This window comes from Stenotrophomonas oahuensis (assembly GCF_031834595.1).
Taxonomy (GTDB): Bacteria; Pseudomonadota; Gammaproteobacteria; order Xanthomonadales; family Xanthomonadaceae; genus Stenotrophomonas; species Stenotrophomonas oahuensis.
Genome location: NZ_CP115541.1, coordinates 2536191 through 2561706, shown reverse-complemented (window position 1 = coordinate 2561706; position 25516 = coordinate 2536191). Strand labels below are relative to the sequence as shown.

At 66.3% G+C, this 25516-nt stretch carries 27 protein-coding genes; 20 read left to right on the top strand and 7 right to left on the bottom strand.

Features of this window, described 5'->3' with window-relative positions; all coding sequences use genetic code 11:
• Nucleotides 1–231: 231 nt before the first annotated feature.
• From ahpC to PDM29_RS11195, 5 genes are all read left to right on the top strand, one after another.
• Nucleotides 232–795 (top strand): alkyl hydroperoxide reductase subunit C, encoded by a 564-nt coding sequence (gene ahpC / locus PDM29_RS11215; protein ID WP_125359973.1) that lies wholly within the window; start codon nt 232–234, stop codon nt 793–795.
• 152 nt (nt 796–947) lie between these two features.
• Nucleotides 948–2540 (top strand): alkyl hydroperoxide reductase subunit F, encoded by a 1593-nt coding sequence (ahpF, locus tag PDM29_RS11210; RefSeq protein WP_311190253.1) that lies wholly within the window; start codon nt 948–950, stop codon nt 2538–2540.
• A 91-nt stretch (nt 2541–2631) separates the two neighbouring features.
• Complete coding sequence (locus PDM29_RS11205) at nt 2632–3588, top strand: LysR substrate-binding domain-containing protein (RefSeq protein ID WP_311190252.1); 957 nt, start codon at nt 2632–2634, stop codon at nt 3586–3588.
• 126 nt (nt 3589–3714) lie between these two features.
• Nucleotides 3715–4122, top strand: coding sequence for a nucleoside diphosphate kinase regulator (rnk, locus tag PDM29_RS11200; protein ID WP_311190251.1), 408 nt, complete (start codon nt 3715–3717; stop codon nt 4120–4122).
• 78 nt (nt 4123–4200) lie between these two features.
• Entirely contained in the window at nt 4201–5163 is a 963-nt protein-coding gene (locus PDM29_RS11195) for a transaldolase (protein ID WP_311190250.1), read from the top strand.
• Nucleotides 5164–5479: 316 nt separating this feature from the next.
• Here the strand turns inward: PDM29_RS11195 and msrA are convergent, their stop codons facing one another.
• Together msrA and PDM29_RS11185 are read right to left on the bottom strand one after the other, a co-directional pair.
• Nucleotides 5480–6130, bottom strand: coding sequence for a peptide-methionine (S)-S-oxide reductase MsrA (gene msrA / locus PDM29_RS11190; protein ID WP_311193768.1), 651 nt, complete (start codon nt 6128–6130; stop codon nt 5480–5482).
• 27 nt (nt 6131–6157) lie between these two features.
• A complete protein-coding gene (locus PDM29_RS11185; RefSeq protein ID WP_311190249.1) occupies nt 6158–6424 on the bottom strand; it encodes a putative signal transducing protein in 267 nt (88 codons plus the stop codon).
• Between the two features lie 161 nt (nt 6425–6585).
• Here PDM29_RS11185 and PDM29_RS11180 point away from each other — a divergent pair, with 161 nt between their 5' ends.
• The 4 genes from PDM29_RS11180 to PDM29_RS11165 are packed head-to-tail and all read left to right on the top strand — an operon-like array spanning nt 6586 to nt 10368.
• Nucleotides 6586–8334 (top strand): glutamine--tRNA ligase/YqeY domain fusion protein, encoded by a 1749-nt coding sequence (locus PDM29_RS11180; protein WP_311190248.1) that lies wholly within the window; start codon nt 6586–6588, stop codon nt 8332–8334.
• A 10-nt stretch (nt 8335–8344) separates the two neighbouring features.
• A complete protein-coding gene (locus PDM29_RS11175; protein ID WP_311190247.1) occupies nt 8345–8905 on the top strand; it encodes a nucleoside deaminase in 561 nt (186 codons plus the stop codon).
• A 24-nt stretch (nt 8906–8929) separates the two neighbouring features.
• Nucleotides 8930–9967 carry a 23S rRNA (cytidine(2498)-2'-O)-methyltransferase RlmM gene (rlmM, locus tag PDM29_RS11170; protein WP_311190246.1) on the top strand — a complete coding sequence of 346 codons (1038 nt, stop codon included), beginning with the start codon at nt 8930–8932 and terminating at the stop codon, nt 9965–9967.
• A 26-nt stretch (nt 9968–9993) separates the two neighbouring features.
• Complete coding sequence (locus PDM29_RS11165) at nt 9994–10368, top strand: EF-hand domain-containing protein (RefSeq protein WP_425508753.1); 375 nt, start codon at nt 9994–9996, stop codon at nt 10366–10368.
• 89 nt (nt 10369–10457) lie between these two features.
• Here PDM29_RS11165 and PDM29_RS11160 read toward each other — a convergent pair whose 3' ends face one another.
• From PDM29_RS11160 to ubiH, 5 genes are all read right to left on the bottom strand, one after another.
• Complete coding sequence (locus tag PDM29_RS11160; protein WP_311190244.1) at nt 10458–10865, bottom strand: hypothetical protein; 408 nt, start codon at nt 10863–10865, stop codon at nt 10458–10460.
• A 186-nt stretch (nt 10866–11051) separates the two neighbouring features.
• The gene (locus tag PDM29_RS11155) at nt 11052–11306 is read right to left on the bottom strand and encodes a hypothetical protein (protein ID WP_311190243.1); all 255 of its coding nucleotides are present in this window, start codon (nt 11304–11306) and stop codon (nt 11052–11054) included.
• An 84-nt stretch (nt 11307–11390) separates the two neighbouring features.
• The gene (locus tag PDM29_RS11150; RefSeq protein WP_311190242.1) at nt 11391–11837 is read right to left on the bottom strand and encodes a hypothetical protein; all 447 of its coding nucleotides are present in this window, start codon (nt 11835–11837) and stop codon (nt 11391–11393) included.
• Nucleotides 11838–12065: 228 nt separating this feature from the next.
• Nucleotides 12066–13244 (bottom strand): UbiH/UbiF family hydroxylase, encoded by a 1179-nt coding sequence (locus PDM29_RS11145; RefSeq protein WP_311190241.1) that lies wholly within the window; start codon nt 13242–13244, stop codon nt 12066–12068.
• Nucleotides 13241–14446 (bottom strand): 2-octaprenyl-6-methoxyphenyl hydroxylase, encoded by a 1206-nt coding sequence (ubiH, locus tag PDM29_RS11140; RefSeq protein WP_311190240.1) that lies wholly within the window; start codon nt 14444–14446, stop codon nt 13241–13243. Before ubiH ends, PDM29_RS11145 begins: the two co-directional genes overlap by 4 nt.
• 54 nt (nt 14447–14500) lie before the next feature.
• Between ubiH and PDM29_RS11135 the strand changes: the two genes are divergently transcribed.
• From PDM29_RS11135 to PDM29_RS11085, 11 genes are all read left to right on the top strand, one after another.
• Entirely contained in the window at nt 14501–15106 is a 606-nt protein-coding gene (locus tag PDM29_RS11135) for a hypothetical protein (RefSeq protein ID WP_311190239.1), read from the top strand.
• Between the two features lie 13 nt (nt 15107–15119).
• On the top strand, nt 15120–15674 hold the full coding sequence (locus PDM29_RS11130; RefSeq protein WP_311190238.1) for a cob(I)yrinic acid a,c-diamide adenosyltransferase: 555 nt from the start codon (nt 15120–15122) through the stop codon (nt 15672–15674).
• 15 nt (nt 15675–15689) lie between these two features.
• Nucleotides 15690–16601, top strand: a complete 912-nt coding sequence (locus tag PDM29_RS11125) for a histone deacetylase family protein (protein WP_311190237.1) — start codon at nt 15690–15692, stop codon at nt 16599–16601.
• 107 nt (nt 16602–16708) lie between these two features.
• Nucleotides 16709–19165: an LPS-assembly protein LptD gene (lptD, locus tag PDM29_RS11120; RefSeq protein WP_311190236.1), complete on the top strand. Its 2457-nt coding sequence runs from the start codon at nt 16709–16711 to the stop codon at nt 19163–19165.
• Complete coding sequence (locus PDM29_RS11115; protein WP_311190235.1) at nt 19162–20505, top strand: peptidylprolyl isomerase; 1344 nt, start codon at nt 19162–19164, stop codon at nt 20503–20505. The genes lptD and PDM29_RS11115 overlap by 4 nt, the downstream gene beginning before the upstream one ends.
• A gap of 10 nt (nt 20506–20515) precedes the next feature.
• Nucleotides 20516–21496, top strand: a complete 981-nt coding sequence (pdxA, locus tag PDM29_RS11110; RefSeq protein ID WP_311190234.1) for a 4-hydroxythreonine-4-phosphate dehydrogenase PdxA — start codon at nt 20516–20518, stop codon at nt 21494–21496.
• On the top strand, nt 21493–22308 hold the full coding sequence (rsmA, locus tag PDM29_RS11105) for a 16S rRNA (adenine(1518)-N(6)/adenine(1519)-N(6))-dimethyltransferase RsmA (protein WP_311190233.1): 816 nt from the start codon (nt 21493–21495) through the stop codon (nt 22306–22308). The genes pdxA and rsmA overlap by 4 nt, the downstream gene beginning before the upstream one ends.
• Nucleotides 22309–22329: 21 nt before the next feature.
• On the top strand, nt 22330–22716 hold the full coding sequence (gene apaG, locus PDM29_RS11100) for a Co2+/Mg2+ efflux protein ApaG (RefSeq protein WP_311190232.1): 387 nt from the start codon (nt 22330–22332) through the stop codon (nt 22714–22716).
• A gap of 13 nt (nt 22717–22729) precedes the next feature.
• Nucleotides 22730–23740 (top strand): symmetrical bis(5'-nucleosyl)-tetraphosphatase, encoded by a 1011-nt coding sequence (locus tag PDM29_RS11095; protein ID WP_311190231.1) that lies wholly within the window; start codon nt 22730–22732, stop codon nt 23738–23740.
• Between the two features lie 18 nt (nt 23741–23758).
• Nucleotides 23759–24418, top strand: a complete 660-nt coding sequence (locus tag PDM29_RS11090; RefSeq protein ID WP_311190230.1) for a DUF1287 domain-containing protein — start codon at nt 23759–23761, stop codon at nt 24416–24418.
• Nucleotides 24419–25172: 754 nt separating this feature from the next.
• Nucleotides 25173–25463: a hypothetical protein gene (locus PDM29_RS11085; RefSeq protein WP_311190229.1), complete on the top strand. Its 291-nt coding sequence runs from the start codon at nt 25173–25175 to the stop codon at nt 25461–25463.
• Nucleotides 25464–25516: the final 53 nt, after the last annotated feature.

Sequence of the window (25516 nt, the reverse complement as noted above, 5' to 3'; positions counted from 1 at the left end):
ACGCCGGTCCATTTACGGTATCTATCAAGGCCATGGCCTCATTTGAGACTCAAGTCATTGAATTGAAAGATATCCAACCCCATCTTGATGCCAGACCGTAAAGACACCTGAACTGCCTACGATAGATGGTGTCTATCGAAATGTGGTGAATCAATTGATTTCACTAATCGATCAGGGACCGGTAGTCTTTACCCATCGCTTCACCCCGCCCTTCATCCAAGAGGAATATCGATGTCGCTCATCAACACCCAGATCCAGTCGTTCGAAGCCAATGCCTACCAGAACGGCGAATTCATCAAGGTTTCCGACGCCAGCCTGAAGGGCCAGTGGTCCGTCCTGATCTTCATGCCGGCTGCCTTCACCTTCAACTGCCCGACCGAGATCGAAGACGCCGCTGACCACTACGCCGAGTTCAAGAAGGCCGGTGCGGAGGTCTACATCGTCACCACCGATACCCACTTCTCGCACAAGGTGTGGCACGAAACCTCGCCGGCCGTCGGCAAGGCCCAGTTCCCGCTGGTCGGCGACCCGACCCACAAGCTGACCCGCGCCTTCGGCGTGCACATTGAAGAAGAAGGCCTGGCCCTGCGCGGCACCTTCATCATCAACCCGGAAGGCGTGATCAAGACCCTGGAAATCCATTCCAACGAGATCGCCCGTGACGTCTCCGAGACCCTGCGCAAGCTGAAGGCTGCCCAGTTCACCGCCGCCAACCCGAACCAGGTGTGCCCGGCCAAGTGGAAGGAAGGCGAAAAGACCCTGACCCCGTCGCTGGACCTGGTCGGCAAGATCTAAGCCGCTCTCCATCCCCATTCCCGTTTCGACGGGAATGGGGGTGAACCCAAGTGGGTGCCCACCGCGCCCACTTCGGTTCACCCCCATGTCGCGCTGATGCACCCGTGGGGCGCGTCAACGCTGTCCGCTTGCCTGAATCAAGGAGTTTTTCGATGTTGGATGCCAATCTCCAGTCCCAGCTGAAGACCTACCTGGAACGCGTCACCCGCCCGATCCAGATCACGGCGCACGCGGATGACAGTGCCAAGTCGCAGGAAATGCTCGAGCTGCTCGAAACGCTGACCACGCTGTCCTCGCAGATCAGCCTGGAGGTGCGTCGCGACAGTGGCGAGCGGACCCCTTCGTTCGCTCTTGGCACCCCGGGCCAGGACATCCACCTGGCCTTTGCCGGCCTGCCGATGGGCCACGAATTCACCTCGCTGGTGCTGGCCCTGCTGCAGGTTGGCGGGCACCCGTCCAAGGCCACCGCCGAGCTGATCGAGCAGGTGCGCAACCTGGATGGCGACTACCGATTTGAAACCTACTTCTCGCTGTCGTGCCAGAACTGCCCGGACGTAGTCCAGGCGCTGAACCTGGCCGCAGTATTGAACCCGCGCATCCAGCACGTGGCGATTGACGGCGGCCTGTTCCCGGCCGAGGTGGAAGCGCGCCAGATCATGTCGGTGCCCACCATCTACCTCAACGGTGAAGTGTTCGACCAGGGCCGCATGACCCTGGAGCAGATCGTGGCCAAGCTCGACACCGGTGCTGCCAAGCGCGATGCCGAGAAGATCGCAACCAAGGCCCCGTTCGACGTGCTGGTGGTGGGCGGTGGCCCGGCCGGCGCGGCGGCGGCAATCTATGCCGCACGCAAGGGCATCCGCACCGGTGTGGCGGCCGAGCGCTTCGGCGGCCAGGTGCTGGACACCATGGCGATCGAGAACTTCATTTCGGTCAAGGAAACCGAAGGCCCGAAGCTGGCCACCGCGCTGGAACAGCACGTGCGCGAGTACGAGGTCGACATCATGAACCTGCAGCGCGCCACCGCGCTGGTACCCGCCGGCGATGACGGCCTGGTCGAGATCAAGCTGGAAAATGGTGCTTCGCTGAAGTCGCGCTCGGTGATTCTGTCCACCGGCGCGCGCTGGCGGCAGATGAACGTGCCCGGTGAAGACCAGTACCGCAACAAGGGCGTGGCCTACTGCCCGCACTGCGACGGTCCGCTGTTCAAGGGCAAGCGCGTGGCGGTGATCGGCGGCGGCAATTCCGGCGTTGAAGCGGCCATCGACCTGGCCGGCATCGTGGCGCATGTCACGCTGCTGGAATTCGACGACAAACTGCGCGCCGATGAAGTGCTGCAGAAGAAGCTGCGCAGCCTCGGCAATGTCACCATCATCACCAGCGCGCTCACCCAGGAAGTGCTGGGCGACGGGCAGAAGGTGACCGGCCTGGTCTACCAGGACCGGGTTGGAGGCGACGCGCACCGGGTCGAGCTGGAAGGCATCTTCGTGCAGATCGGCCTGCTGCCGAACACCGAATGGCTGAAGGACAGCGTGGCGCTTTCGCCGCGCGGCGAGATCCTCATCGATGACCGCGGCCAGACCAATGTGCCCGGCGTGTTCGCCGCGGGTGATTGCACTACCGTACCCTATAAGCAGATCATCATCGCGATGGGGGCCGGCTCCACGGCGGCACTGAGCGCGTTCGATCATCTGATCCGTACGTCGGTTCCCAAGAGCAGCGGCGCTGTCGCCGAAGCTGCCTGAAACGACAGGTTCCCGGTCCGCCGGGAACCTTTTTCGCCATTACTGGGTACTCCACGCCCTCGCCCGGTCCATTGTCTGGAGGTACAAGGAAATGAACCTGCGTGATCTGAAGTATCTGGTGGCGCTGGCCGACCACAAGCATTACGGCAAGGCCGCCGCCGTCTGTCACGTCAGCCAGCCGACGCTGTCGACCCAGCTGCGCAAGCTGGAGGATGAGCTGGGCGTGCCACTGGTGGAGCGCGGCTCACGCAAGGTGATGCTGACCCACGCCGGTACCGAGGCCGCCGTGCGCGCCCGGATCATCGTGGCGGAAATCGAAGAACTGAAGGAAGCCGCCCGCCGCGCCCGCGACCCGGAAGCCGGCAGCATCCGGCTGGGCATCTTCCCCACCCTGGGCCCGTACCTGCTGCCGCACGTGATTCCCGGCATCCGCAAGCGCTATCCGCATCTGGAACTGCTGCTGGTGGAAGAAAAAAGCGATGAACTGCTGAACCGTCTGCGCGACGGCCGGCTGGATGCGGCGCTGCTGGCGCTGCCGGTGGACGACGATGCGCTGCATGCGGAATTCCTGTTCGAAGAACCGTTCCTGCTGGCCGTCTCCAGCAAGCACCCGCTGGCCGGCCAGGACCACCTGGATGCGCGCGAGCTGTCCACCCAGCGCCTGCTGCTGCTCGAAGACGGGCACTGTCTGCGTGACCAGGCATTGGCGGTGTGCCGCATGTTCGGGGCCAATGAAAAATCCGAGTTCCGCGCCACCAGTCTGGAAACCCTGCGTCAGATGGTCGCGGCCGATGTGGGCATCACCCTGCTGCCGACCCTGGCAATCAAGCCGCCGGTGCCGCGTTCGGACAGTATTCACCTGCTCGACTTCCGTGGGCCGGGCAGTCCCACCCGGCGCGTCGGCATGGTCTGGCGGCGCAGCTCGGCGATGACCGACTTCCTCACCCAGCTGGCCCGGCAGTTCAAGCAGCTGCCGGCGGAACTGCTGTCGCTGGACGCCAGCGACCGCCCGCAGGTCGCGGCCGAGGCGGCGCTTCCCGCCAACTGAACCCGCTTTATCGGGCCGCCCTGTCCCCCGGTCGCTTCCGATCCCGTTACATCGCACAATAGAACCGGGCGGTGCCAGCAGGCACCGCCTTTTGCTTGTGTCTTTTACTTCACCCAGGAGCGTCACATGTCCAATTCCAGCGGTCTGCCGCCATCCATCACCGTGTCCAGCCATGACATGGACCGCCTCGACGCCATGCTCGAGTCGCCCGCTGTCGGCCAGTCACCCGCCGGTCTGGCGCTGGCCCAGGAACTCAACCGTGCGACCGTCGTGGCGCCGGACCAGATGCCGCCGGGCATCGTCATGATGCATTCGCGCGTGGAATGCGAAGATGAGCTGCACGGCGACAAGCACGTGCTGACGCTGGTCTATCCCCGCGAAGCCAACGTCGACGAAGGCAAGGTCTCGATCCTTGCGCCGGTCGGCACCGCCTTGCTGGGTCTGGCTGTGGGCCAGTCCATGGACTGGGATGCACCGGGTGGGCGCAAGCTGCGCCTGCGGGTGACCGCGGTCCACAATGCCACCCCGAACTGAGTGCGCGGCGGGGAGCGTCGGTCGCGTATCGCGCCGCCCCCCATCGCCCTGATCCACGTCTTCGAACCAGGAGTTTCCATGAGCACCGCAACGCCTTCCAAACTTGCCCAGCTGCGTGACCTGTCCGTGGTGGTTGCCGACACCGGCGACTACGACGCCATCAAGCGCCTGAAGCCGGTCGACTGCACGACCAACCCGACCCTGGTGAAGAAGGCGCTGGACCTGCCGGTGTATGCGGAGCTGATTGAACGCGAACTGGCGTGGGGCCGTGAGCAGAACGGCGAGCGCGAAGCCATCGTGCATGCCGTGGCTGACCGCCTGACGGTGGGCGTGGGCACGCTGCTGAGCACGCTGGTGCCGGGCCGTGTTTCCACTGAAGTCGATGCCGACCAGGCCCACAACGTGGACGCCACGGTGGCCAAGGCGCGCCAGTTCATTGCCATGTACGAAGCGGCCGGCGTGCCGCGCAGCAAGGTGCTGATCAAGATCGCCGCGACCTGGGAAGGCGTGGAAGCGGCGCGCCAGCTGCAGGCCGAGGGTATCGACTGCAACCTGACCCTGATCTTCAACCCGACCCAGGCCCTGGCCTGCAGCGAAGCCAGTGCTTTCCTGATCTCGCCGTTCGTGGGCCGGATCCTGGACTGGTACGTGGCCAACGGCCAGAGCCCGGCCAGCATCGACGAAGACCCGGGCGTGGTGTTCGTGCGCGGGGTGTACGCCGAGTTCAAGCGCCGCGGCTCGCCGACGGTGGTGATGGGTGCCTCGTTCCGTTCAACCGCGCAGATCGAAGCGCTGGCCGGCTGCGACCGCCTGACCATTTCGCCGGACCTGCTGGAAAAGCTGGACGCCGACCACGGCGAACTGCCGCGCAAGCTGTCGCCGTCTGCGGCCGATGGTGCTGCAGTGACCCCGATTGATGCCGCGCGCTTTGCCGCCGATCTGGCCGCCGATCCGATGGCGACCGAGAAGCTGGCGACGGGTATTGAAGCGTTCGCGAAGGATCTGGAAGCGCTGCGTCAGACGATTCGCGAGCGTTTGTAAGTTTCCGCACGCGCAGGGGCCCTATGTAGGGACACGCCATGCGTGTCCTTGCAGACCCCGGGGGCTCATGACACGCATGGCGTGTCACTACGGGCATCCATGCCGTGGAGTGTCCCTCCGGGGGCTACCTGTGGGCCTCCCCCGATGGATCGCGCGATGCGGCCAGCAAAAGCTTATCCGCGCACGATGCCGGTAGCGTCGGTCGACAGACGACGGCCGTGAAACATCCAACATCCGGTAACGAGTGACCCCAGATCAACACCGCCGTTGATTCGGCGTTTCCCGCAATCACCGACACGCTGTTGATGGCACGCGGTTACGCCCCCACCCCGATCGGACAGCTGACGCCGGTGCCGCCGATGCCGCAGTAGCCGTTCGGGTTCTTGGCCAGGTACTGCTGGTGGTAGTCCTCGGCGTAGTAGTACTCCGGCGCCGGGAACTCGATTTCGGTGGTGATCGGGCCGTAACCGGCGTCGCTCAGCCGCTGCTGGTAGGCATCGCGGCTGGCAACGGCGGCGTCGAACTGGGCCTGGCTGGTGGCGTGGATCGCCGACCGGTACTGGGTGCCGGTGTCGTTGCCCTGGCGCATGCCCTGGGTGGGGTCATGATTTTCCCAGAACACCTGCAACAGCTCGGTCAGGCTGATCACCGACGGGTCGAACACCACTTCCACGATCTCGGTATGCCCGGTCTCGCCCGAGCAGACCTCTTCATAGGTCGGGTTCGGGGTCAGCCCACCGGCGTAGCCCACCGACGTGCTGTACACCCCCGGCAGCGTCCAGAACTTGCGTTCCGCACCCCAGAAGCAGCCCATCGCAAAGCGGATCCGCTCCTTGCCGGCAAAGCTGTCCTTCAGCGGATGGCTGTTCACGAAGTGCTGGTTGTGCAGCGGCAGCGGGTGTTCGCGGCCCGGCAGGGCCTCTTCCGGGCGCGGCAGGCGCTGCTTGAACGCGCCGATTCCGAGCAGTCTGGACACTCCCAACATGGCGTTCTCCTAGGCCGGCAACAGGCCGGCGCTTTCGTCTCCATCCCATATGGGGTCGTCCGACGGGCCGGCCAAGTCGAGCCCTGCAACGATCTGTGCTGCCTCCGGGGCTGCCAGATCCGGCACACAGACCCGCAGCACGCCGAACAAGGGCAGCTCGCCCATGCCGCCCAGCAGCTGTTCACCGAAGACGAAGGCCGGAATGCCGGCATCTTCCAGCGCGTGCTTGACCAGATGGGCGTCGAACAGGTTGTCGGCCTTGTAGATGACGTGCATGGGCGGGCCTCGATGACGGGTTCAGTCCAGCATACGCCCGGGATGTGAACGCGGGCCGGGAAAGCGCGTACCGACCAACGGTCGGTACCTACCCGTCTATCGTGCCCGGCACAGCCGGACACGATAGACTGTCATTCTTTCTGTCTACTGCCCAGCGCACCATGTCCGAGCCTACTGCCGCCCCCACCGACGCCCTTCCGGAAACCCACGAAAAGCGCGATTTCATCCGCCAGATCGTGCGTGAGGACCTGGCCAGCGGCAAGCACCAGGCGATCAAGACCCGCTTCCCGCCCGAGCCGAACGGCTACCTGCACATCGGCCATGCCAAGTCGATCTGCCTGAACTTCGGCATCGCCGGCGAGTTCAGCGGCGTGTGCAACCTGCGCTTCGACGACACCAATCCGGCCAAGGAAGACCCGGAATACGTCGCCGCCATCCAGGACGACGTGCGCTGGCTGGGCTTTGAGTGGAACGAACTGCGCCACGCCTCGGACTACTTCGACGCCTACTATCTGGCCGCGCAGAAGCTGATCCGCGACGGCAAGGCCTATGTCTGCGACCTGTCGGCCGAGGAAGTGCGCGCCTACCGCGGCACCCTGACCGAACCCGGCCGCCCGTCGCCGTGGCGCGACCGCAGCGTGGAAGAAAACCTCGACCTGTTCGCGCGCATGCGCGCCGGTGAGTTCGCCGACGGTGCCCGCACCGTGCGCGCGAAGATCGACATGGCCAGCGGCAACATCAACCTGCGCGACCCGGCCATCTACCGCATCAAGCATGTGGAACACCAGAACACCGGCAACGCCTGGCCGATCTACCCGATGTACGACTTCGCCCACGCGCTGGGCGATTCCATCGAAGGCATCACCCATTCGCTGTGCACGCTGGAGTTCGAAGACCACCGCCCGCTGTACGACTGGTGCGTGGACAACGTCGATTTCGCCCACAGCCCGGACCTGACCCAGCCGCTGGTCGACCGCGGCCTGCCGCGCGAAGCCGCCAAACCGCGCCAGATCGAATTCTCGCGCCTGAACATCAACTACACCGTGATGAGCAAGCGCAAGCTGATGGCGCTGGTCACCGAACAGCTGGTGGACGGCTGGGACGACCCGCGCATGCCGACCCTGCAGGGCCTGCGTCGCCGCGGCTACACCCCGGCCGCCATGCGCCTGTTCGCCGAACGCGTCGGCATCAGCAAGCAGAACTCGCTGATTGACTTCAGCGTGCTCGAAGGCGCGCTGCGCGAAAACCTGGACAGTGCCGCCGCACGCCGTATGGCGGTGATCGACCCGGTCAAGCTGGTGCTGTCCAACCTGCCGGAAGGCTTTGAAGAACAGCTCACTTTCAGCAACCACCCCAAGGACGAGGCCTTCGGCAGCCGTTCGGTGCCGTTCGCGCGTGAGGTGTGGATCGACCGCGAAGACTTCGCCGAAGTACCGCCGAAGGGCTGGAAGCGCCTGGTGCCGGGCGGCGAAGTGCGCCTGCGCGGGGCCGGCATCATCCGCTGCGATGAAGTGATCAAGGATGCCGACGGCACCATCACCGAACTGCGCGGCTGGCTGGACCCGGAATCGCGTCCCGGCATGGAAGGGGCCAACCGCAAGGTCAAGGGCACCATCCACTGGGTCAGCGCCGCGCACGGCGTGCCGGCGGAAATCCGTCTGTACGACCGCCTGTTCTCCGTGCCGAACCCGGACGACGAATCCGAAGGCAAGACCTACCGCGACTACCTCAACCCGGAATCGCGCCGCACCGTCACCGGCTACGTCGAACCCGCTGCCGCCGATGCCGCGCCGGAGCAGTCGTTCCAGTTCGAGCGCACCGGCTACTTCGTCGCCGACCGCCGTGACCACACTGCCGCCGCCCCGGTGTTCAACCGCAGCGTGACCCTGCGCGACACCTGGTCGGCCTGAGAGAACTGCCATGCTGTACGCACAAGTCCACCTGACCCTGCCCGCCTGGATCCACGACCAGATTGACCTGGCCCGTGCCTATCCTGGCGATGAGGCCAAGGTCGCCCTGGCCATCGAGCTGTCGCGCCTGAATGTTGAACACGCCAGTGGCGGTCCGTTCGGCGCGGTGGTGTTTGGCCCCGGCGACACCGTGATCGCCGCCGGCGTGAACCGCGTGGTGCCGCACAACACTTCGCTGGCGCATGCTGAAAACATGGCCTACATGCTGGCCCAGCAGCGCCTGCAGACCCCGCGCCTGAACGATGTGCTTACGCCCATCACCTTGGCCACTTCGTCGCAGCCGTGCTGCCAGTGCTTCGGTGCGACCATCTGGGCCGGCATCGACCGCCTGCTGATCGGGGCCAGCGCACAGGACGTGGAAGAACTGACCCCGTTCGACGAAGGTCCGCTGCCTGCCGACTGGGTCGGCGAGCTCAATAAGCGCGGTATCGAGGTGGTGCGCGGCATCAACCGCGACGCTGCGCGCGCGGTGCTGCGCACCTATGGGGAAACCAATGGCGCGCATTACTGATCGCGCTGCCACAGGTGCGCGCCTGTGAGCGGCCTGCTGTGTCTGTGCCGCCAGGGCTTCGAGCCCGAGCTGGCGGGTGAGCTGAGCGAGCGCGCGGCCTACGCCGGCGTGGCCGGCTACGCGCGCACCCAGCGCAACGACGGCTATGTGCTGTTCGCCACCGACGAAGGGGCCAAGCTGTCGCAGGCCCTGCCGTGGCGCTCGCTGATCTTTGCCCGCCAGAAGCTGGTGGTGCTGGCCGAGCTGCGCGAGCTGGACCCGGCCGACCGCATCACCCCGATTCTGGCCGCGCTGGAAGGCCAGGCCCGGTTCGGCGACATGTGGGTCGAACACCCCGATTCGGACGCCGGCAAACCGCTGGCCGGTCTGGCGCGTGCCTTCGGCAATGCGCTGCGCCCGGCGCTGCGCAAGGCCGGCCTGCTGACCGACAGGGCCAACACCGGCCTGCCGCGACTGCACGTGGTCTTTGTCGATGGCCGGCATGCCTTCGTATGCGTGGCCGACACGCGTGACAGCGCGCCGTGGGCGCTGGGCATTCCGCGCCTGAAGCTGCTGCCGGAAGCGCCGTCGCGCTCGGCGCTGAAGCTGGACGAAGCGCTGCTGACCCTGATGCGCCCGGAAGAACGCGAGCAGCTGGTCAAGCCTGGCATGCGCGCGGCCGACCTCGGTGCCGCGCCCGGCGGCTGGACCTGGGTGTTGACCCGCCAGCACATGCACGTAATCAGCGTGGACAACGGCCCGCTGCGCGAGCACGTGCTGCAGACCGGCCTGGTCGAGCACCTGCGCGCCGATGGTTTCCATTGGCAGCCGGAAGCGCCGCTGGACTGGATGGTCTGCGACATGGTCGAACAGCCGCGACGCGTGGCCGAACGCATGGCCACCTGGTTCCGCGAGGGCTGGTGCCGGCATGCGATTTTCAATCTGAAGCTGCCGATGAAGAAGCGCTGGGATGAGACCCGGCTGTGCCTGGATCTGTTCCAGGAGCAGGCCGGGCGGCCGTTGAATGTGCGCGCCAAACAGCTGTATCACGACCGTGAAGAGATCACGGTGCTGGCGTGGTGACGGGTTCGCGGGGCGTCGTTGTGGCGATGACACGCGTGGCGTGTCTCTACGCGGGGTTTGTCGGTGTGGCCTTGGCGCAGGTGCCGGCGACCACTGCACCGCTGCGGGATGTTCCGGCCGGGGTGCGTACGCAGTCCTTGTCCAGTGGGGCGGTCACCCATGCGGTGACCCTGCCGCCGGTGGCGGGCGAATCGACGGTGACGGTGCGTTCGGTGCAGCCGGACAGCGTGGTCGGGCAGTACCGGTTCCGGTTTGAAGCGCTGGATGTGGACGGCGATGGCTTCATCAGCCGTGAGGAAGCGCAGGCCAATCCCGCGCTGGCGGATGAGTTCCAGTCGCTGGATACCGCGCGGCGGGGACGGTTGGATCGCACCCAACTGCAGGGCTGGCTAGTACCCTGAACCGTCGCAACGTAGAGCCACGCCCTGCGTGGCTTCGACCCTGCCAGACCACCGCGCCAGACCACCGCATTGACGCGCATGGCGCGTCACTACCGGGAAAGATGCTTCACGTTTTCTGCTGCGCCGATAGCCCGCTGCAGCGCCTGCCGCGCCGGCTCTGAATGGGCATTTTTTAGCTGTCGAGCGAGATCCGCTTCCAGCTGGGATACATGCAACAGCATGGAAGCGAAACCCTCAGGTGAGAGCGGAACGCTTTCGCCGTCCGGGGCGCGTTCGACGAGGGCATTAAGTTCCGCGTAAGCCGCCACCCCGTTGCCGCCGCTGAAGCCCACGCCTGCGGGCTGGCCGTTCCTGATCTCCTGCAGCATCCCGCGCAACCCGGATACGACTTCGACCGGACACAGGGGCTCGGCGTCGGCAGCCGCCTTCTGCTCCTTCTGGACGTCCTGCGAGCGAAGCACGTTCAGTACAGTGGAGATTCCGGATAGGGCCATCATGCACCTGCGCGAGTGGTTTGCGTCAGTGTGCGGGGCGTGGCGGTGAGCCACTTGTCGAAATCGATCATTTCGGGCCGATTGCGACATCACGGCGTGTCATGCACCGCGACGACACGCATGGTGTGTCGCTACGGGAATCGCGTCATTTGGGACATCCCGTAGTGACGCGCCATGCGCGTCAGGCCGTCAGCGCAAGCGGTTGTCCGTTGAACAGACATGCTGCAGCGGCAACGAATCGACCGCTGAGGCTTTCTTGACGTTGCTCAAAAAGGCACCAAAGGCCTCATTAAGAAGTCGCTGCTGTTGGCTCTGGTGCGGCACCTTAACGGGTGACTCGTTTGAGACTTTTGTCGGTTTTACCCCGTTCTGCGATTTCTCGGACCGCCCTAACGAAGCGGGGGCGGTCGATTTCGGGGAGACGGAAGCAATCGGCGCGGTCATGGCGGGTGTGTTCTGGTTAGGTCAACCGGCGATTCTGGACACCTTCCGCCTTGGGCACTTTCAAAATCCAATCATCTTTTACGGCTACTGGCTTTTCTGCTGCCCGTAGTCCCGATGGTTGAAGTGCTGGAGCTTGCTCGCCTCCCCGTAAAGCTCTTTCAATGGCGTGACCTGGTCCCTGTACCAGCAATCACGTCGCCCGTTGGACTTCAGTACGTCCTCGAACTGTGACTTGAAGTCTCTCTTCAAGGACTTGACGTAGCTCAACTGCTCTTTTGCAGTTGCTACATCAAGGGGCGTCCCGCCGTCGTGCGGAGACTGGTTGAACGTTTCGAGTTTCCACAGGTTCGAGAAGGCAAGATTGCTGCGGACACAGACGTTCGATGAGTCTTCCGGGCTGGGGTTCAGGTTTTTGATGTTCTTCAGCAGCGCAGCTATCCCACGCTTGAACTCCTCAGGGTGGGCTACCGCCTTCTGGGCGGCGTAGGTGGCTGGTTTGAATATCTGGGTGAGGATGCTGGTGATGGTCATGATCGGCTCACGGAGGGGGAACGCGCAGTGCGAAGCGCCCTATCCTGCAGCCGGGCAAGGCCCGGCTCTACCGGATTTCGATCATTGTTGCGAAGCCACGCAGGGCGTGGCTCTACGAGGGATATCGATCATTTCATCGTGGACACGCATGGCGTGTCCCTACACGGGATTTCGATCAAGCCCGCGTGGTGACGCGCCATGCGCGTCAACGGGAGGCCAGAACGTCCCTCACCCCAACCCCGCCGCCCGCTTCCAGAACGCCGACACCAGCGGTGGCCACTTGCCCACGCAACCCAGCGCGCGACCGCGCGCGAGGGTCAGGTGCATCTCGTCATTCGAGAACACCTTGTTGATCGCATCAAACCCGTACGCCGACACGGTGTTGTCGCTGCGGCGCTCGCGCGCCCAGCGCTGCAGCCGGTCCGGGCTGGACCAGTCCTGGCGGCGCTGCTGGGCCTGCAGTACACGTTCGCGCAGCGCGGCCACGTCGCGCAGGCCCAGATTCACGCCCTGCCCGGCCAGCGGATGCACCACGTGCGCGGCATCGCCCAAGGCCACCACGCGACCGGCCACATAGGCGGTGGCGAGCTGCCGCCGCAGCGGGAACGCGGCGCGACGACTGGCCAGCGTCATCGCCCCCAGACGCGCGCCAAACGCGCGGGTCAACTCCTGCCCGAATGCGACGTCGTCCAGCGCCAACACGCGCTCGGCTTCGGCATCAGGAAGGGTCCAGACGATGGAGCTGCGCCGCGTACCGGCCGGCAGCACCGCCAGCGGCCCGGTGGTCAGGAAGCGCTGCCAGGCGGTGGCTTCGTTGTCGTGTTCGGTGTCGATGTAAGCGACCACGCCGCGCTGGCCATAGTCCTCGCGGGTGACCTGCAGGCCGGCCAGCTGGCGCAGGGTGGATTCGGCCCCATCGGCCGCCACCGCCAGCCGCGCCTCGAGTCGACGGCCGTCGTCCAGGCGAAGGCGCACGCCGTCCTCATCCTGTTCCAGGGCTTCCACCCGGGCCGGACAGCACAGCTGCACACCGGCGGCCGGCAGCGCCGCCCACAGACGGTCAACCAGCAGATCGTTTTCGACGATCCAGCCCAGCTGCTCGCGGCCCAGGCGGTCGGCATCGAAGCACAGTTCCTCACCTCCAGCGGCATCCCACACCCGCATGCGCCGGTAGGCACAGGCACGCGCGGACAGCACCGCCGGCCAGACCCCCAGCGCCTGCAGCAGCTGCGCATTGTCGGGGGCGAACGCGTATACCCGCAGGTCCGGTTGCGCGGCCTGCCAGTGGGCCGGCTCGCGGCCTTCTACCAGGGTGACGTCCAACCCGGCATCGGCCAGAGCCAGCGCGCACGCCGCCCCCACAACGCCACCACCAACCACGATCACATCGCGCATGCGCCGGTTCATGGGGTTGCTCCCCGACACAACGCCGGCACCTCGCCGCGGAAGCCCATGGCTCCGCCGACCAGCATCGACTGCACGTCGCTGGCCTGCGCGGCCAGCAGCCCCAGGCTGCGCAGCGGGCGCAGCAGCGGGGCCGGATTGCTGGTCACCCGCGCCAGCCCGCCCGAGAAGGCGATGGTCTGGCGGCGGTCCTCTTCACGGCGCGCCACGTACTGCTGCAGCAGGGCATCGCTACCCGGGTCGCCGACCTCGGGCAGCAGCTCGGCCAGGGTCAGCGCATCACGCAGACCGAGGTTGAAGCCCTGCGCGCCCAGCGGATGGATGGTCTGGGCAGCATTGCCCAGCAGCACCGTGCGTTCGCCGACCAGCGCGCGCGCCAGCACCTGGATCAACGGGTAGGCGCTGCGCGGACCGCTTTCCAGCAGCCGTCCGGCGCGCCAGCCAATGGCGTTCTGCAGGCGCTGCAGCCAGGCGGTCTCGTCCAGGGCCATCACCGCCTCGGCCTGCTCGCGCGCCACCCCGTGCACCACGCCGAAATGCCGGTCGCCACGCGGCAGCAGCGCGGTCGGGCCGGTGTCGGTAAAGCGCTCGTAGGCGGTGCCATCGGGCGCGCGCGCCGCGCGCAGCCGTGCCACAAAGAGGGTCTGGTCGAAATCGTGCTCGTCCACGCCGATGCCCAACCCTTCGCGCACGCCGCTGCGGGTGCCATCCGCCCCGACCACCAGCCGCGCCCACAGCGTGCGTTCGCCGCTGTCGTCGGCCACCACCACCGCGCGATGGCCGTCCACCACCTCGCCCAGCCGCACGAAGCGCGCCGGCCGGTAGCGGGTGAGGTGCTGCAACTGGCCGAGGCGGGTTTCCAGTGCCTGTCCGAAGTCGCGCGCCACCACCACCTGGCCGAACCACGGCCGCTGATAGTCGGCGGCATTCATCTGCACCCGGCCGAAGTCGCCGGCGCGGCTGACATGGATACGGGTGATCGGCCCCACCGCGCTGCCCAGCAGCGGCATCACCCCCAGCGCGGTCAGCGCGTTGACGGTGGCGGCGGCAAAACTGAGGTTGCGCTGGTCGAACACCGGCGGCAGGCTGCCGGCCGGCGTGGCCTCGACCAGCCCCACCCTGCGCCCGGCGCGGTCCAGGGCAATGGCCAGGCTGGCCCCGACCAGGCCGCCGCCGACGATCACTACATCATGATGTTCACTCATGCCCACCATGATAGAGCCAGCCCGCAGCGCGCGGCAGGCGCTAGAATGAATGCCATGACCACCCAACCCGCGTCCCCGCCGTCCATTGCCCCCCGCGCGTTCATTCTTGCGGTGCTGGCCCTGCTGATGATCGCCACCCGCGTGAATCACTTCGCGGCGATCCCGGATGCCTCGTGGGCGGTGTTCTTCATTGCCGGCTTCCACCTGCGCGCGTGGACGCGCTGGGCCTTCCCGCTGCTGATGGTGCTGGCGCTGGTGATCGACGTGCTGGTGATCCGTGCCAGCGGCATCGGCTACTGGCAGCACTACTGCGTGTCGCCGGGCACCGCCCTGCTGATACCCGCCTACTTTGCGATGTGGGCCGGCGGCGCGCTGCTGCGCCAGGGCTACCGCAGCGCCAACTGGGCCGTGCTGGGCAAGGGCGTCGCCCTGCTGCTGGCAGCGGTTTCGGTGTGCCACCTGTTCGCGCAGGGCGGGTTCTACTGGACCAGCGACGTGGTAGCCGACCCCACCCTGTCCGGCTGGGCGCAGAACTATGCCCAGTGGTTCCTGCCGTACCTGCGCACCACCGCGACCTATGTCGGCCTGGCGGCGGCGCTGCAGCTGGCCACCGAACAGGTCGGCAAGGTGCTGCAGGCCCGCCGCGACGTTCTGCGCTGAGTCCGCACACCTCGTGGGCAACCGGCTTTCGCGCATCTACACCCGCACCGGCGACGACGGAAGTACCGGGCTGGGTGATGGAAGCCGCGTGGCCAAGGACGATGCGCGGGTCAATGCCTTCGGCACCGTCGACGAGGCCAACTCGGCACTGGGCGTGCTCTTGGCTGTGGCCTTGCCGGAGGACATCCGCCCACTCCTGACCCGCATCCAGCATCAGCTGTTCGACCTGGGCGGGGAGCTGTGCATTCCCGGCCACGCCGCGATCCAGCAGGGCGACGTGACCGCACTGGAACAGCAGCTGGATCATTACAACGCCAGCCTGCCGGCGCTGCAGGAGTTCATCCTGCCGGCCGGGGGCGAAGCCGCCGCCCGCTGCCATCTGGCCCGCACCATCGTGCGCCGCGCCGAGCGCGAGACGGTCACCCTGGCCCGCCTGGAGCCAGTGCGCAGTGAAGCGCTGCAGTATCTCAACCGCCTTTCGGACCTCTTGTTCGTGCTGGCCCGGGTGCTGGCCCGCGTCGACGGCCAGGGCGAAGTCCTCTGGCAGCACAGCCGCCGCCACGGTTAACGGAAACGGAGCCGCATGCTGGTCTTTACCCACCCCGCCTGTCTGCAGCACGATCCCGGCCCCGGCCATCCCGAGTCTCCGCAACGCCTGCAGGTCGTGCTGGACGCGCTGCACGCGGCCTTTCCGGGCCGGCTGGATTGGCGGGAAGCGCCGGCGGCCAAGCGCGGTGATCTGGCGCGGGTGCACGACAGCGAGCTGATCGATCTGGTGCTGCAACCGCAGACCGAGCCGCTGCGATTGATCGACATGGACACCATGACCTCGCCCGGCTCAGCCGCCGCCGCCGTACACGCGGCCGGTGCCGGCGTGGCGGCGGTGGATGCGGTGATGCTGGGGGAAGACCCGGTGGCCTTCTGCGCGGTGCGCCCGCCCGGCCACCATGCCACCGCCACGACCGCGATGGGCTTCTGTCTGTTCAACAACATTGCCATTGCCGCCGCCCACGCGCGCGACCGGCATGGGCTGGAGCGCATTGCGGTGGTGGATTTCGACGTGCACCACGGCAACGGCACCCAGGACATCTTCATCGCCGACCCGCGCGTGGCGTACTACAGCACGCACCAGGCTGGGCTGTTTCCGAACTCCGGCCTGCGCCGCGACCGCGGTGCGGGCAACCTGCTCAACATCCTGCTGCCGCCTGGCAGCGGCGGCTTCAAGTTCCAGAACGTCTGGGCCGAAGAAATGCTGCCGGCCATTGACGACTTCCGTCCGCAGCTGCTGCTGATCTCGGCCGGGTTCGATGCTCACCTGCGCGATCCGCAGGCGGACCTGATGCTGGAGACCGACGACTTCGCGTGGATCACCCGCGAGCTGCATGCGCTGGCGCGGCGACATGCGGCCGGGCGGGTGGTGTCGATGCTGGAGGGCGGTTACGACCTGCAGGCATTGGCCGAATGCTCGGTCGCGCATGTAAAGGCGATGTTGTAAACCGGGGTCCGGATGAACCTGAACCCCGCTTCGCCACCGCCCTTCATTGCCCCTATGCAAGCGATGGGGCAAGCTACCCTCCGTTTTCCCCCGAATCCGAAGCCCGCGTGCGCCGAGCCCTCCGCCTGCTGCCCCTCCCCCTGAGCATCGCCATCTGCCTGCCTGCCATGGCCGATGAGAAGCCATTGAACTGGGGCCTGTGCCCGGTCGCCGATGTCCTGCCAGTGTTCGAAGAGGCCCCCAAGGCCGACAAGGAAGCGGCCGCCACGCGCGACCAGCAGCCCACCGACATCGAAGGCAACCAGCTGTTCGGCACCGCCACCGTGCCGCAGTACCAGGGCAACGTCACCCTCAAGCGCGGCGACCAGTTCCTGGGCACCGACCACCTGAGCTTCGATACCGAAAGCGGCAACTACATTGCCGAGGGCAATGTCCGCTACCAGGACTCCTCGTTCCGCATGGTCGCCCAGCGCGCCGAGGGCAACCAGGAATCGGACACCCACAAGATCAGCGACATCCAGTACCAGCTGGTCGATCGTCGCGGTCACGGCGGGGCCGAATCGGTCGACCTGCAGGGCGCGGTCGGCCAGATGCACCGCTCCACCTACACCACCTGCGACCCCTCGCAACCGATCTGGAAGCTGTCCGCCCCGCAGATTGAAGTGGACAACGACGAAGGCTTCGGCACCGCACGCAACGCCGTGTTGCGCATCGGCAAGGTGCCGGTGCTGTGGGCCCCGTACTTCAAGTTCCCGATCGACGACCGCCGCCAGACCGGCCTGCTGTACCCGGAGGTCGGCCTGTCCGGACGCAACGGCTTCGACTACGCCCAGCCGATCTACTTCAACCTCGCCCCGAACTACGACGACACCCTGACCCCGCGCTACATGAGCAAGCGCGGTTTCATGCTGGACAACGAGTTCCGCTATCTGTACGACGGCGGCCGCGGCGAACTGCAGACCGCCTACCTGCCCAACGACAAACTGCGCGACAAGGACCGCGGGCAGGTGCAGTACGAGGGCTACCACAACATCAACACGCATTGGCAGGCGCGCGCCAATCTGGCGTGGGTGAGCGACGAGCGCTACATGGAGGACTTCTCCAGCAAGCTGATCGGCGTCACCACCTCCACCCTGCAGAGCCAGATCGGCATCTACGGCACCGGCGAAACCTGGACCGCCGGCCTGATGGCCGACCGCTGGCAGCTGACCGACTACACCCTGACCGAGGCCTCGCTGCCCTACGCGCGCCAGCCGCGTGCGTTCTTCACCTGGGACAAGCCAGTGCTGTCGTGGCTGGAGACCGGGGTGTACGCCGAAGCGGTGCGCTTCACCCATGATGATGTGGACCAGAAGATCATCGACGCCGACGGCGAGTACGTGCGCAATGGCGTGGTCAGCCCTTATTTCAATGGTTCGCGCCTGGACGTCAAGCCGTACGTGACCATGCCCTTCGCAGGTGCAGCCTGGTACGTCACCCCCACTCTGGCCTACCGCTACACCGGGTATGAGCTGGACCGCGGGCTGGCCCAGCAGACCCGGCGTCAGGCCCTGATCGACGCCGGCATCGACCCCGCCACCGCAACGCCCGAGCAGTTGCTGGGCGACACCTCGCCTCACCGCAGCATGCCGATCGTCAGCCTTGATGCCGGCATGTTCTTCGACCGCGAAACCGAGATCAATGGCAAGTCGTTCCTGCACACGCTGGAGCCGCGCCTGTTCTACCTGCGCACGCCGTACCGCGACCAGAGCGACCTGCCGATCTTCGACACCCGTGACTTCACCTTCAGCTGGGGCCAGCTGTTCCGCGACTCGCGCTACACCGGCGCGGACCGGCAGAACGACGCCAACCAGCTGACCATGGCGCTGAGCACCCGCTTCATCGACCAGGACACCGGTCGCGAGCGCTTCTCCGGCAGCATCGGCCAGATTCTGTACTTCGACGACTCGCGGGTGACCCTGCCCGGCCAGGCCGCCGTGGTCGAACAGGGCAAGTCGGCCTGGATTGCCGACGCCAACTACGCCATCAACGACCGCTGGAACCTGGGGGCCACCTACCAGTGGGACCCCAAGCTCAAGCGTGAGGACCTGGCCAGCGTGCGTGCGCGCTACCTGATGTCCAACGACGGCATCGTCAACCTGACCTACCGCTACCGCGTCAATCCGGGCGCATCTGCCAATGCCTCCAAGGCAGATCGCACCCTGCTGGAACAGGCCGACCTGTCGTTCCTGTACCCGATCAACGAGCGCTGGAGCCTGGTCGGCCGCTACTACTACTCCATTGCCGACAAGGAACCGCTGGAAATCATCGGCGGCGTGCAGTGGGACAGCTGCTGCCTGGCCGTGCGCGCCCTGGCCCGCCGCTACGTGCGCAATCGTGAGGGCGAGATGAACAACTCGTTCCAGATCGAGTTCGTGCTCAAGGGCCTGAGCTCCATCGGCCAGAACACGGACCGCACCTTGCGCCGTGCTATTCTCGGCTATTACCGCGACGACCTCTATCTCGTGCCGCCCAGCAATACCGGTGCAGCCCGCGACGACTACGATCCGAACCAGATCCCATGACCAAGACCCTTCCCGTTCTTCTCGCTTCGCTGATGGCAGTCACCACGGTCAGCGCCCCGTTGCAGGTGCTGGCCCAGCAGACCCAGTCGCTGGACCGGATTGCCGCCATCGTCGATGAAGACGTGGTGCTGCAGAGCGAGCTGGACCGCGCCGTCACCAACATCAAGTCCCAGTACGCGGGGCGTGAGAACCAGCTGCCGCCGGACGACGTGCTGCGCCGCCAGGTGCTGGAGCGTCTGGTCCTGGTCAAGCTGCAGGTGGCCCGCGCCGAAAGCAGCGGCATCAAGGTCGGCGACCAGGAACTGAACCAGGCGATCAGCGCGATTGCCCAGCAGAACGGCACCAGCGTCGACGCGCTGCGCCAGCGGCTGGCCGGCGACGGCGTGGATTTCAATGACTTCCGCGCCTCGGTCCGCGACGAAATCACCGTGCAGCGCCTGCGCCAGAGCTTCGCGCAGAGCCGCATCAGCGTCAGCGAAGGCGAAGTGGACGCCGCGCTGAAGCAGGAAGCCACCACCGGCACCCAGTACCACCTGGCGCACATCCTGATCGCCCTGCCCGAAGCGGCCAGCGCCGACCAGATCGCCACCGGCCAGAAGAAGGCCGACGGCGTCAAAGCCCTGCTGGACAAGGGTGAGCTGGACTTCAACGCGGCCGCCGTGCGCTATTCCGACAGCCCGAACGCGCTGGAAGGCGGCGACCTGGGCTGGCGCACCCTGGACGAAATTCCCAATGCCTTCGCGCAGATGATGACCCAGATGAAGGCCGGCGACGTGGTCGGTCCGCTGCGTGGCCCGAGCGGCTTCCAGCTGCTGAAGCTGGTGGAAGTGCGCGACGCCAACGCCAGTGCCGGCGGTGGCCAGACCATCACCGAATACCACGGCCGCCACATCCTGATCCGGGTCAGCGACCAGCAGGACAGCGCCGCCGCCAAGGCCAAGATCGACACCCTGCGGGCCCGCATTGCCGGTGGTGCGGACTTCCAGGCCGTGGCCCGTGAGTCCAGCGAAGACAGCAACAGCAAGGGCCAGGGCGGCGATCTCGGCTGGTTCCCGGCCGATGCGTTCGGCCCGGACTTCGGCAAGCAGATCACCGGCGTCAGCGACGGCGGCGTCAGCCAGCCGTTCCGCACCGACGCTGGCTGGCACATCGTGCAGCGTGTGGAAACCCGCCAGACCGACGCCAGCGCTGACAACAAGCGCGCCCAGATCCGCGAAACCATCGGCCGCCGCAAGCTGGAAGAAGAGTACAACCGCTTCCTGCAGGAACTTCGTGGCGAAGCCTTCGTCGACCTGCGCCAGGGCGACGCCGCCGCAGCGGCGACCCCGCCGCAGTCCTGAGGGCACCCCGATGCTGCCGCAGCTCGCGCTGGTACCGGGCGAGCCCGCTGGCATCGGTCCTGAACTCTGCCTGCGGCTGATCCAACTGCCGCGCACCGACTGCCAGCTGCTGGCGTTCGCCGATCCGGACACCCTGCGCGCTGCCGCCGCCGCGCTGGATCTGCCCCTGCAGTTGCTGCCTGAACACGCCATCGCCCGCCAGCCGGGCGATCTGCGTTTGCGGGCCGTGCCCAATGCCACCGCTTCGCGCTTCGGCCAGGCCGATCCGAGCAACGCCTCGGCAGTGATCAGTGCCCTTCACCAGGCCGGCCAGGCCTGCCTGGACGGCAGCTTGGACGGGGTGGTCACCGGCCCGGTGCACAAGGCGGTGATCAACCAGGGCGGCATTGCCTACAGCGGTACCACCGAACTGCTGGCCGACCAGGCCGGCGTGAAGGTGGTGATGATGCTGGCCAACGACATCGTGCGGGTGGCGCTGGCCACCACCCACCTGCCGCTGCGGGACGTCGCCGACGCCATCAGCGCCGACGCCCTGGCCGCGACCCTGCGCACCGTGCACACCGCGCTGCGCCGCGATTTCGGCCTGGCAGCACCCCGCATCGCGGTGCTGGGACTGAACCCGCACGCCGGCGAGGACGGGCATCTGGGACGCGAGGAACTGGACGTCATCATCCCGCTCATGCAGCGCCTGCGCGCCGAGGGAATGGATCTGATCGGCCCGCTGCCGGCCGATACCGCCTTCCTGCCGCAGAAGCTGGCCGGTTTCGACACCGTGCTGGCGATGTACCACGACCAGGGCCTGCCGGTGCTGAAGTACAGCGGCTTCGAGCAGGCCGTCAACATCACCTTGGGCCTGCCCTACCCGCGTGTGGCCGTGGACCACGGCACCGCGCTGGATCTGGCCGGGCGTGGCATTGCCGACCCTTCCAGCCTGCTGGCCGCCACCGCGCTGTGCGCCCGGCTGGCCGCTCAACGTAAAATGGGCGTATGACTTCTTCGCATTCCCCCTCGGCCCCGGGTTTCACCGCCCCGGCCAAAAAGCAGCTCGGCCAGCACTTCCTGGCCGACCGCAGCTATATCGACAAGATCGTGCTGGCCGTCAACCCGAAGGACGACGACCGTCTGGTCGAGATCGGCCCGGGCCAGGGTGCGATCACCCTGCCGCTGCTGCGCCGCCACCCGCGCCTGACCGTGATCGAGTTCGACCGCGACCTGATCGCACCGCTGACTGCCGCCGCCGAACCGCTGGGCGAGCTGACCATCGTGCACCGCGACGTGCTGCAGGTGAACTTCACCGAGCTCGCCGCCGGTGGCCAGATCCGCCTGGTCGGCAACCTGCCCTACAACATTTCCTCGCCGATCCTGTTCCATGCCATGGAGCATGCGGCGGTGATCCGCGACATGCACTTCATGCTGCAGAAGGAAGTGGTGGACCGCATGGCCGCCGACCCCGGCAGCAAGGTCTATGGCCGCTTGAGCGTGATGCTGCAGGCGTGGTGCAAGGTGAGCTCGCTGTTCGTGGTGCCGCCGGGTGCGTTCCGGCCGCCGCCGAAGGTGGACTCGGCGGTGGTGCGGCTGGTGCCGCGCGACCCGGCCACGGTGGGCATCATTGACCGCAAGCGCTTCGCCGAAGTGGTCAGATCCGCCTTCGGTCAGCGCCGCAAGACGCTGCGCAACGCGCTCAATGGCGTGGTCACGCCCGAGCAGTTTGAAGCCGCCGGCGTGCGCAGCGATGCCCGTGCCGAACAGCTGGAAGTGGCGCAATTCATCGCCTTGGCCAACGTGCCGCGCGCGGAAGCCTGAAACACCCTCTACACTGCCCGTATGACTGACGCAGCAAAAAAACACGCCATCTCGGTGGAGGTGGCCCCCCGCTTTCTCGATGACCAGTCCACGCCGGAGGACGGACGCTACGCGTTCGCCTACAGCATCCGCATCCACAACGAAGGCCAGGTGCCCGCGCGTCTGGTCGCGCGCCACTGGCGCATTACCGACGGCAACGGCCGGGTGGAACAGGTGGACGGGGAAGGCGTGGTGGGCGAGCAGCCGCGGCTGCGCCCGGGTGAAGAGTTCCGTTACACCTCCGGTGTCATGCTGGAAACCGAGCACGGCACGATGCAGGGCCATTACGACATGGTGGCCGACGATGGCACCGAGTTCGCGGCCACCATCGAGCCGTTCGTTCTGGCCATTCCACGCACACTGCACTGACGGAGGCGCACGCATGAGTGTCTGGGCCATCGGCGACCTGCAGGGCTGCTATGAGGTCACCCAGCGGTTGCTGGAGAAGATCCGCTTCGACCCGGCGGTGGACAAGCTGTGGTTCTGCGGCGACCTGGTGAATCGCGGCGGGCAATCCCTGGAAACGCTGCGGCTGGTGCATTCGCTGCGCGAGAGCAGCGTGGTGGTGCTGGGCAACCACGACCTGTCGCTGCTCGCTGTCGGTGCACGCACCGAAGAAGAGCAACGCAAGGTCAACCCGGACCTGCTGCGGGTGGTGCAGGCGGAAGACCGCGACGTGCTGCTGGACTGGCTGCGTCTGCAGAAGCTGGTGCACGTGGACCGCGAGCTGGGCTGGATGATGGTGCACGCGGGGCTGGCCCCGAAGTGGACCACGCAGCTGGCCGAGAAGCATGCGCGTGAAGTGGAAGCGCAGCTGCACGGCAATGGCTACCGCAAGCTGTTCCGCAACATGTACGGCGACAAGCCGATCTGGTCACCGGGCCTGACCGGCTACGACCGTTCGCGGGCGATCATCAACATCCTCACGCGCATGCGTTACTGCACGCCGCGCGGGCGGATCGGCATTGAAGACAAGGGCACGCCGGGCACCCAGGAGCAGGGCTTATACCCGTGGTTCGAGGTACCGGGCCGGGTCGAGCGCGACCTGAAGGTCGTCTGCGGCCATTGGTCGGCGCTGGGTTTGACAATCACCCAGGGCGTGCACGCCATTGATACCGGCGCGGTGTGGGGCGGCAAGCTGACCGCACTGCAGCTGGACACCGACGAACTGCGCGTGGTGCAGGTACCGGGCCGCGACGTGCCGAAGCCGGAAGCACCGCCGCGTCCGCCGCAGCCGCGCCGCGAAGGCGGTGGCGGTGGCAACGGGCAGCCGCAGGGGCGTCCGCGCGGACAACGCCGCCGTGGCCCCCGTCGCGAGCAACAAGGCCAGCAGCAACGTCCGCCGCGCGAATCGGGCGGCAACGACGGCGGCACGCCACCGGCCACGGCATAAATCAAAAGGGAGCTTCAGATGGGCAATAGGGACGTTGCACTGGTGATGGGCATCTGGATGGTGCTGGTGGGGGGCTGCCAACGCAGTCCTGCACCGGACGCGGCAGATGCCTCCACGGACGCCGCACCTTCAATCACGGCATCGCCAGTGGTGGCATCACCGCCACTGGTAGCGGCGGCCCGCGCGCAGATCGGGCGCACCGTGCTGTACGACCCGGCCTACGTGGTGCTGGGTTATCCGGGCGGCGACGTGCCGGAAGATCGCGGTGTATGCACGGATGTGATCGTGCGTGCGTTGCGCGAGCAGGGTCTGGACCTGCAGGCACGCATCCATGACGACATGCGCGCGGATTTCAGCAGTTATCCGTCGCTGTGGGGCCTGACCCGCCCGGACCGGAACATTGACCACCGCCGTGTGCCGAACCTGATGCGCTGGTTCGAGCGCCAGGGCTGGGAGCAGTCAACGTCGGCCGAGGCAAGTGATTTCGCTGCCGGCGACATCGTGGCGTGGAAGCTGAGCGGCAGCGGCCTGCTGCACGTCGGCATCGTCTCCGACCGCCGCGCCAGCGATGGCACGCCATTGATCCTGCACAACATCGCACGCGGCACCCGCGAAGAGAACCTGCTGTTCGCGCACACCATCATCGGCCATTACCGGCCCAGCTTGCAGACCACGTAGAGCCGGGCTTGCCCGGCTGCTGTTGGCTCTGGGCAAACAGCCTTTGGTCATCGGTTCCCGTGTTTGGGCGGGCCGGGGTGGGTTTGCGGGACACGCCGTAAACCCATCCATGGGGGCTCGTAGAAAACATCCATGTTTTCTACGGTCCCGCAAACCCACCCCGCCCCACCTTCGACAGATGGTCGGTGGCCATGGGAAATCAAATGCGTCGTCTCCGCATGCGACCACGCGATTCTGTCTTCTGCAAAATCTCTGACCGGTAGGGTTGGTCGCAAGACGACCGCACGCACACTTCCCACATCCGGTACCGACATGCACCCATCGAAACCGCGCACACCCTCACCACGCGCACCGCATGTCAAAAACGACGAATCACAAACGGTCACTGCACCGCACTGAAAAACCCACCCCGCACAAACCGCGACGCGCATCACACTATTGAATCCCTTGCCCCGCAACGAATTCCACCCACTCCGTGCCCAATGCGTCGTTTCGCCTGGTCGAACGCGTCACTTCAATCTGCGCGATAGAGAAAATCGAATTCCGCTATCGTGCGTTTGTCCGCATGGTGGGCACCAGAGTTTGAAAGCTCTACGAAACGAACAAGATGCGTCCAGCGCCGGGAGGGTGGCGGAATACAACACCCTCGTGGGAATACGCTGTACCGGAACTCTGTTTGTTCGTTTCGTACCGGCTTTCAACCTCCCGGCTCCCCCGCCATCCTGGCGGGGGAGGTGCACCTTGGAGCCTACGTATGACATCCAACAACAAAGCCCCCGCCCGCCCCCGCATCGTCTACCACTGCCGCAAACCGCGCCGTGTGCGCGTAGAGGCGCTCACCCACCTGCGTGACGAACAACACCCCGATGATCCGTTGATCCCCTGCACGAAACTCAAAGGGATGTGGATGTGCAAATCGGGTGGCAACGTGGGTGCGGAGTACTTCATTACCGATGGACCCCGGGCAATCCTGCTGACGATCGATGAGCCCACGGAAGAACAGAAACGCTGCATTGGAAATACCAGGCACACACCACGCCCGTGAGCTAGGCACCCCTGCCCGCCCTCGGGCGGGCATCGTGGGACCGCTGAAAAGGA

Bases quoted from the DNA above. Each gene is read 5' to 3' on its own strand.
- ahpC (WP_125359973.1), top strand. From the start codon at position 232: ATGTCGCTCATCAACACCCAGATCCAGTCGTTCGAAGCCAATGCCTAC.
- ahpF (WP_311190253.1), top strand. From the start codon at position 948: ATGTTGGATGCCAATCTCCAGTCCCAGCTGAAGACCTACCTGGAACGC.
- PDM29_RS11205 (WP_311190252.1), top strand. From the start codon at position 2,632: ATGAACCTGCGTGATCTGAAGTATCTGGTGGCGCTGGCCGACCACAAG.
- rnk (WP_311190251.1), top strand. From the start codon at position 3,715: ATGTCCAATTCCAGCGGTCTGCCGCCATCCATCACCGTGTCCAGCCAT.
- PDM29_RS11195 (WP_311190250.1), top strand. From the start codon at position 4,201: ATGAGCACCGCAACGCCTTCCAAACTTGCCCAGCTGCGTGACCTGTCC.
- PDM29_RS11185 (WP_311190249.1), bottom strand. From the start codon at position 6,424: ATGCACGTCATCTACAAGGCCGACAACCTGTTCGACGCCCATCTGGTC.
- PDM29_RS11180 (WP_311190248.1), top strand. From the start codon at position 6,586: ATGTCCGAGCCTACTGCCGCCCCCACCGACGCCCTTCCGGAAACCCAC.
- PDM29_RS11175 (WP_311190247.1), top strand. From the start codon at position 8,345: ATGCTGTACGCACAAGTCCACCTGACCCTGCCCGCCTGGATCCACGAC.
- PDM29_RS11165 (WP_425508753.1), top strand. From the start codon at position 9,994: ATGACACGCGTGGCGTGTCTCTACGCGGGGTTTGTCGGTGTGGCCTTG.
- PDM29_RS11160 (WP_311190244.1), bottom strand. From the start codon at position 10,865: ATGATGGCCCTATCCGGAATCTCCACTGTACTGAACGTGCTTCGCTCG.
- PDM29_RS11155 (WP_311190243.1), bottom strand. From the start codon at position 11,306: ATGACCGCGCCGATTGCTTCCGTCTCCCCGAAATCGACCGCCCCCGCT.
- PDM29_RS11150 (WP_311190242.1), bottom strand. From the start codon at position 11,837: ATGACCATCACCAGCATCCTCACCCAGATATTCAAACCAGCCACCTAC.
- PDM29_RS11145 (WP_311190241.1), bottom strand. From the start codon at position 13,244: ATGAACCGGCGCATGCGCGATGTGATCGTGGTTGGTGGTGGCGTTGTG.
- ubiH (WP_311190240.1), bottom strand. From the start codon at position 14,446: ATGAGTGAACATCATGATGTAGTGATCGTCGGCGGCGGCCTGGTCGGG.
- PDM29_RS11135 (WP_311190239.1), top strand. From the start codon at position 14,501: ATGACCACCCAACCCGCGTCCCCGCCGTCCATTGCCCCCCGCGCGTTC.
- PDM29_RS11125 (WP_311190237.1), top strand. From the start codon at position 15,690: ATGCTGGTCTTTACCCACCCCGCCTGTCTGCAGCACGATCCCGGCCCC.
- PDM29_RS11115 (WP_311190235.1), top strand. From the start codon at position 19,162: ATGACCAAGACCCTTCCCGTTCTTCTCGCTTCGCTGATGGCAGTCACC.
- pdxA (WP_311190234.1), top strand. From the start codon at position 20,516: ATGCTGCCGCAGCTCGCGCTGGTACCGGGCGAGCCCGCTGGCATCGGT.
- rsmA (WP_311190233.1), top strand. From the start codon at position 21,493: ATGACTTCTTCGCATTCCCCCTCGGCCCCGGGTTTCACCGCCCCGGCC.
- apaG (WP_311190232.1), top strand. From the start codon at position 22,330: ATGACTGACGCAGCAAAAAAACACGCCATCTCGGTGGAGGTGGCCCCC.
- PDM29_RS11095 (WP_311190231.1), top strand. From the start codon at position 22,730: ATGAGTGTCTGGGCCATCGGCGACCTGCAGGGCTGCTATGAGGTCACC.
- PDM29_RS11090 (WP_311190230.1), top strand. From the start codon at position 23,759: ATGGGCAATAGGGACGTTGCACTGGTGATGGGCATCTGGATGGTGCTG.
- PDM29_RS11085 (WP_311190229.1), top strand. From the start codon at position 25,173: ATGACATCCAACAACAAAGCCCCCGCCCGCCCCCGCATCGTCTACCAC.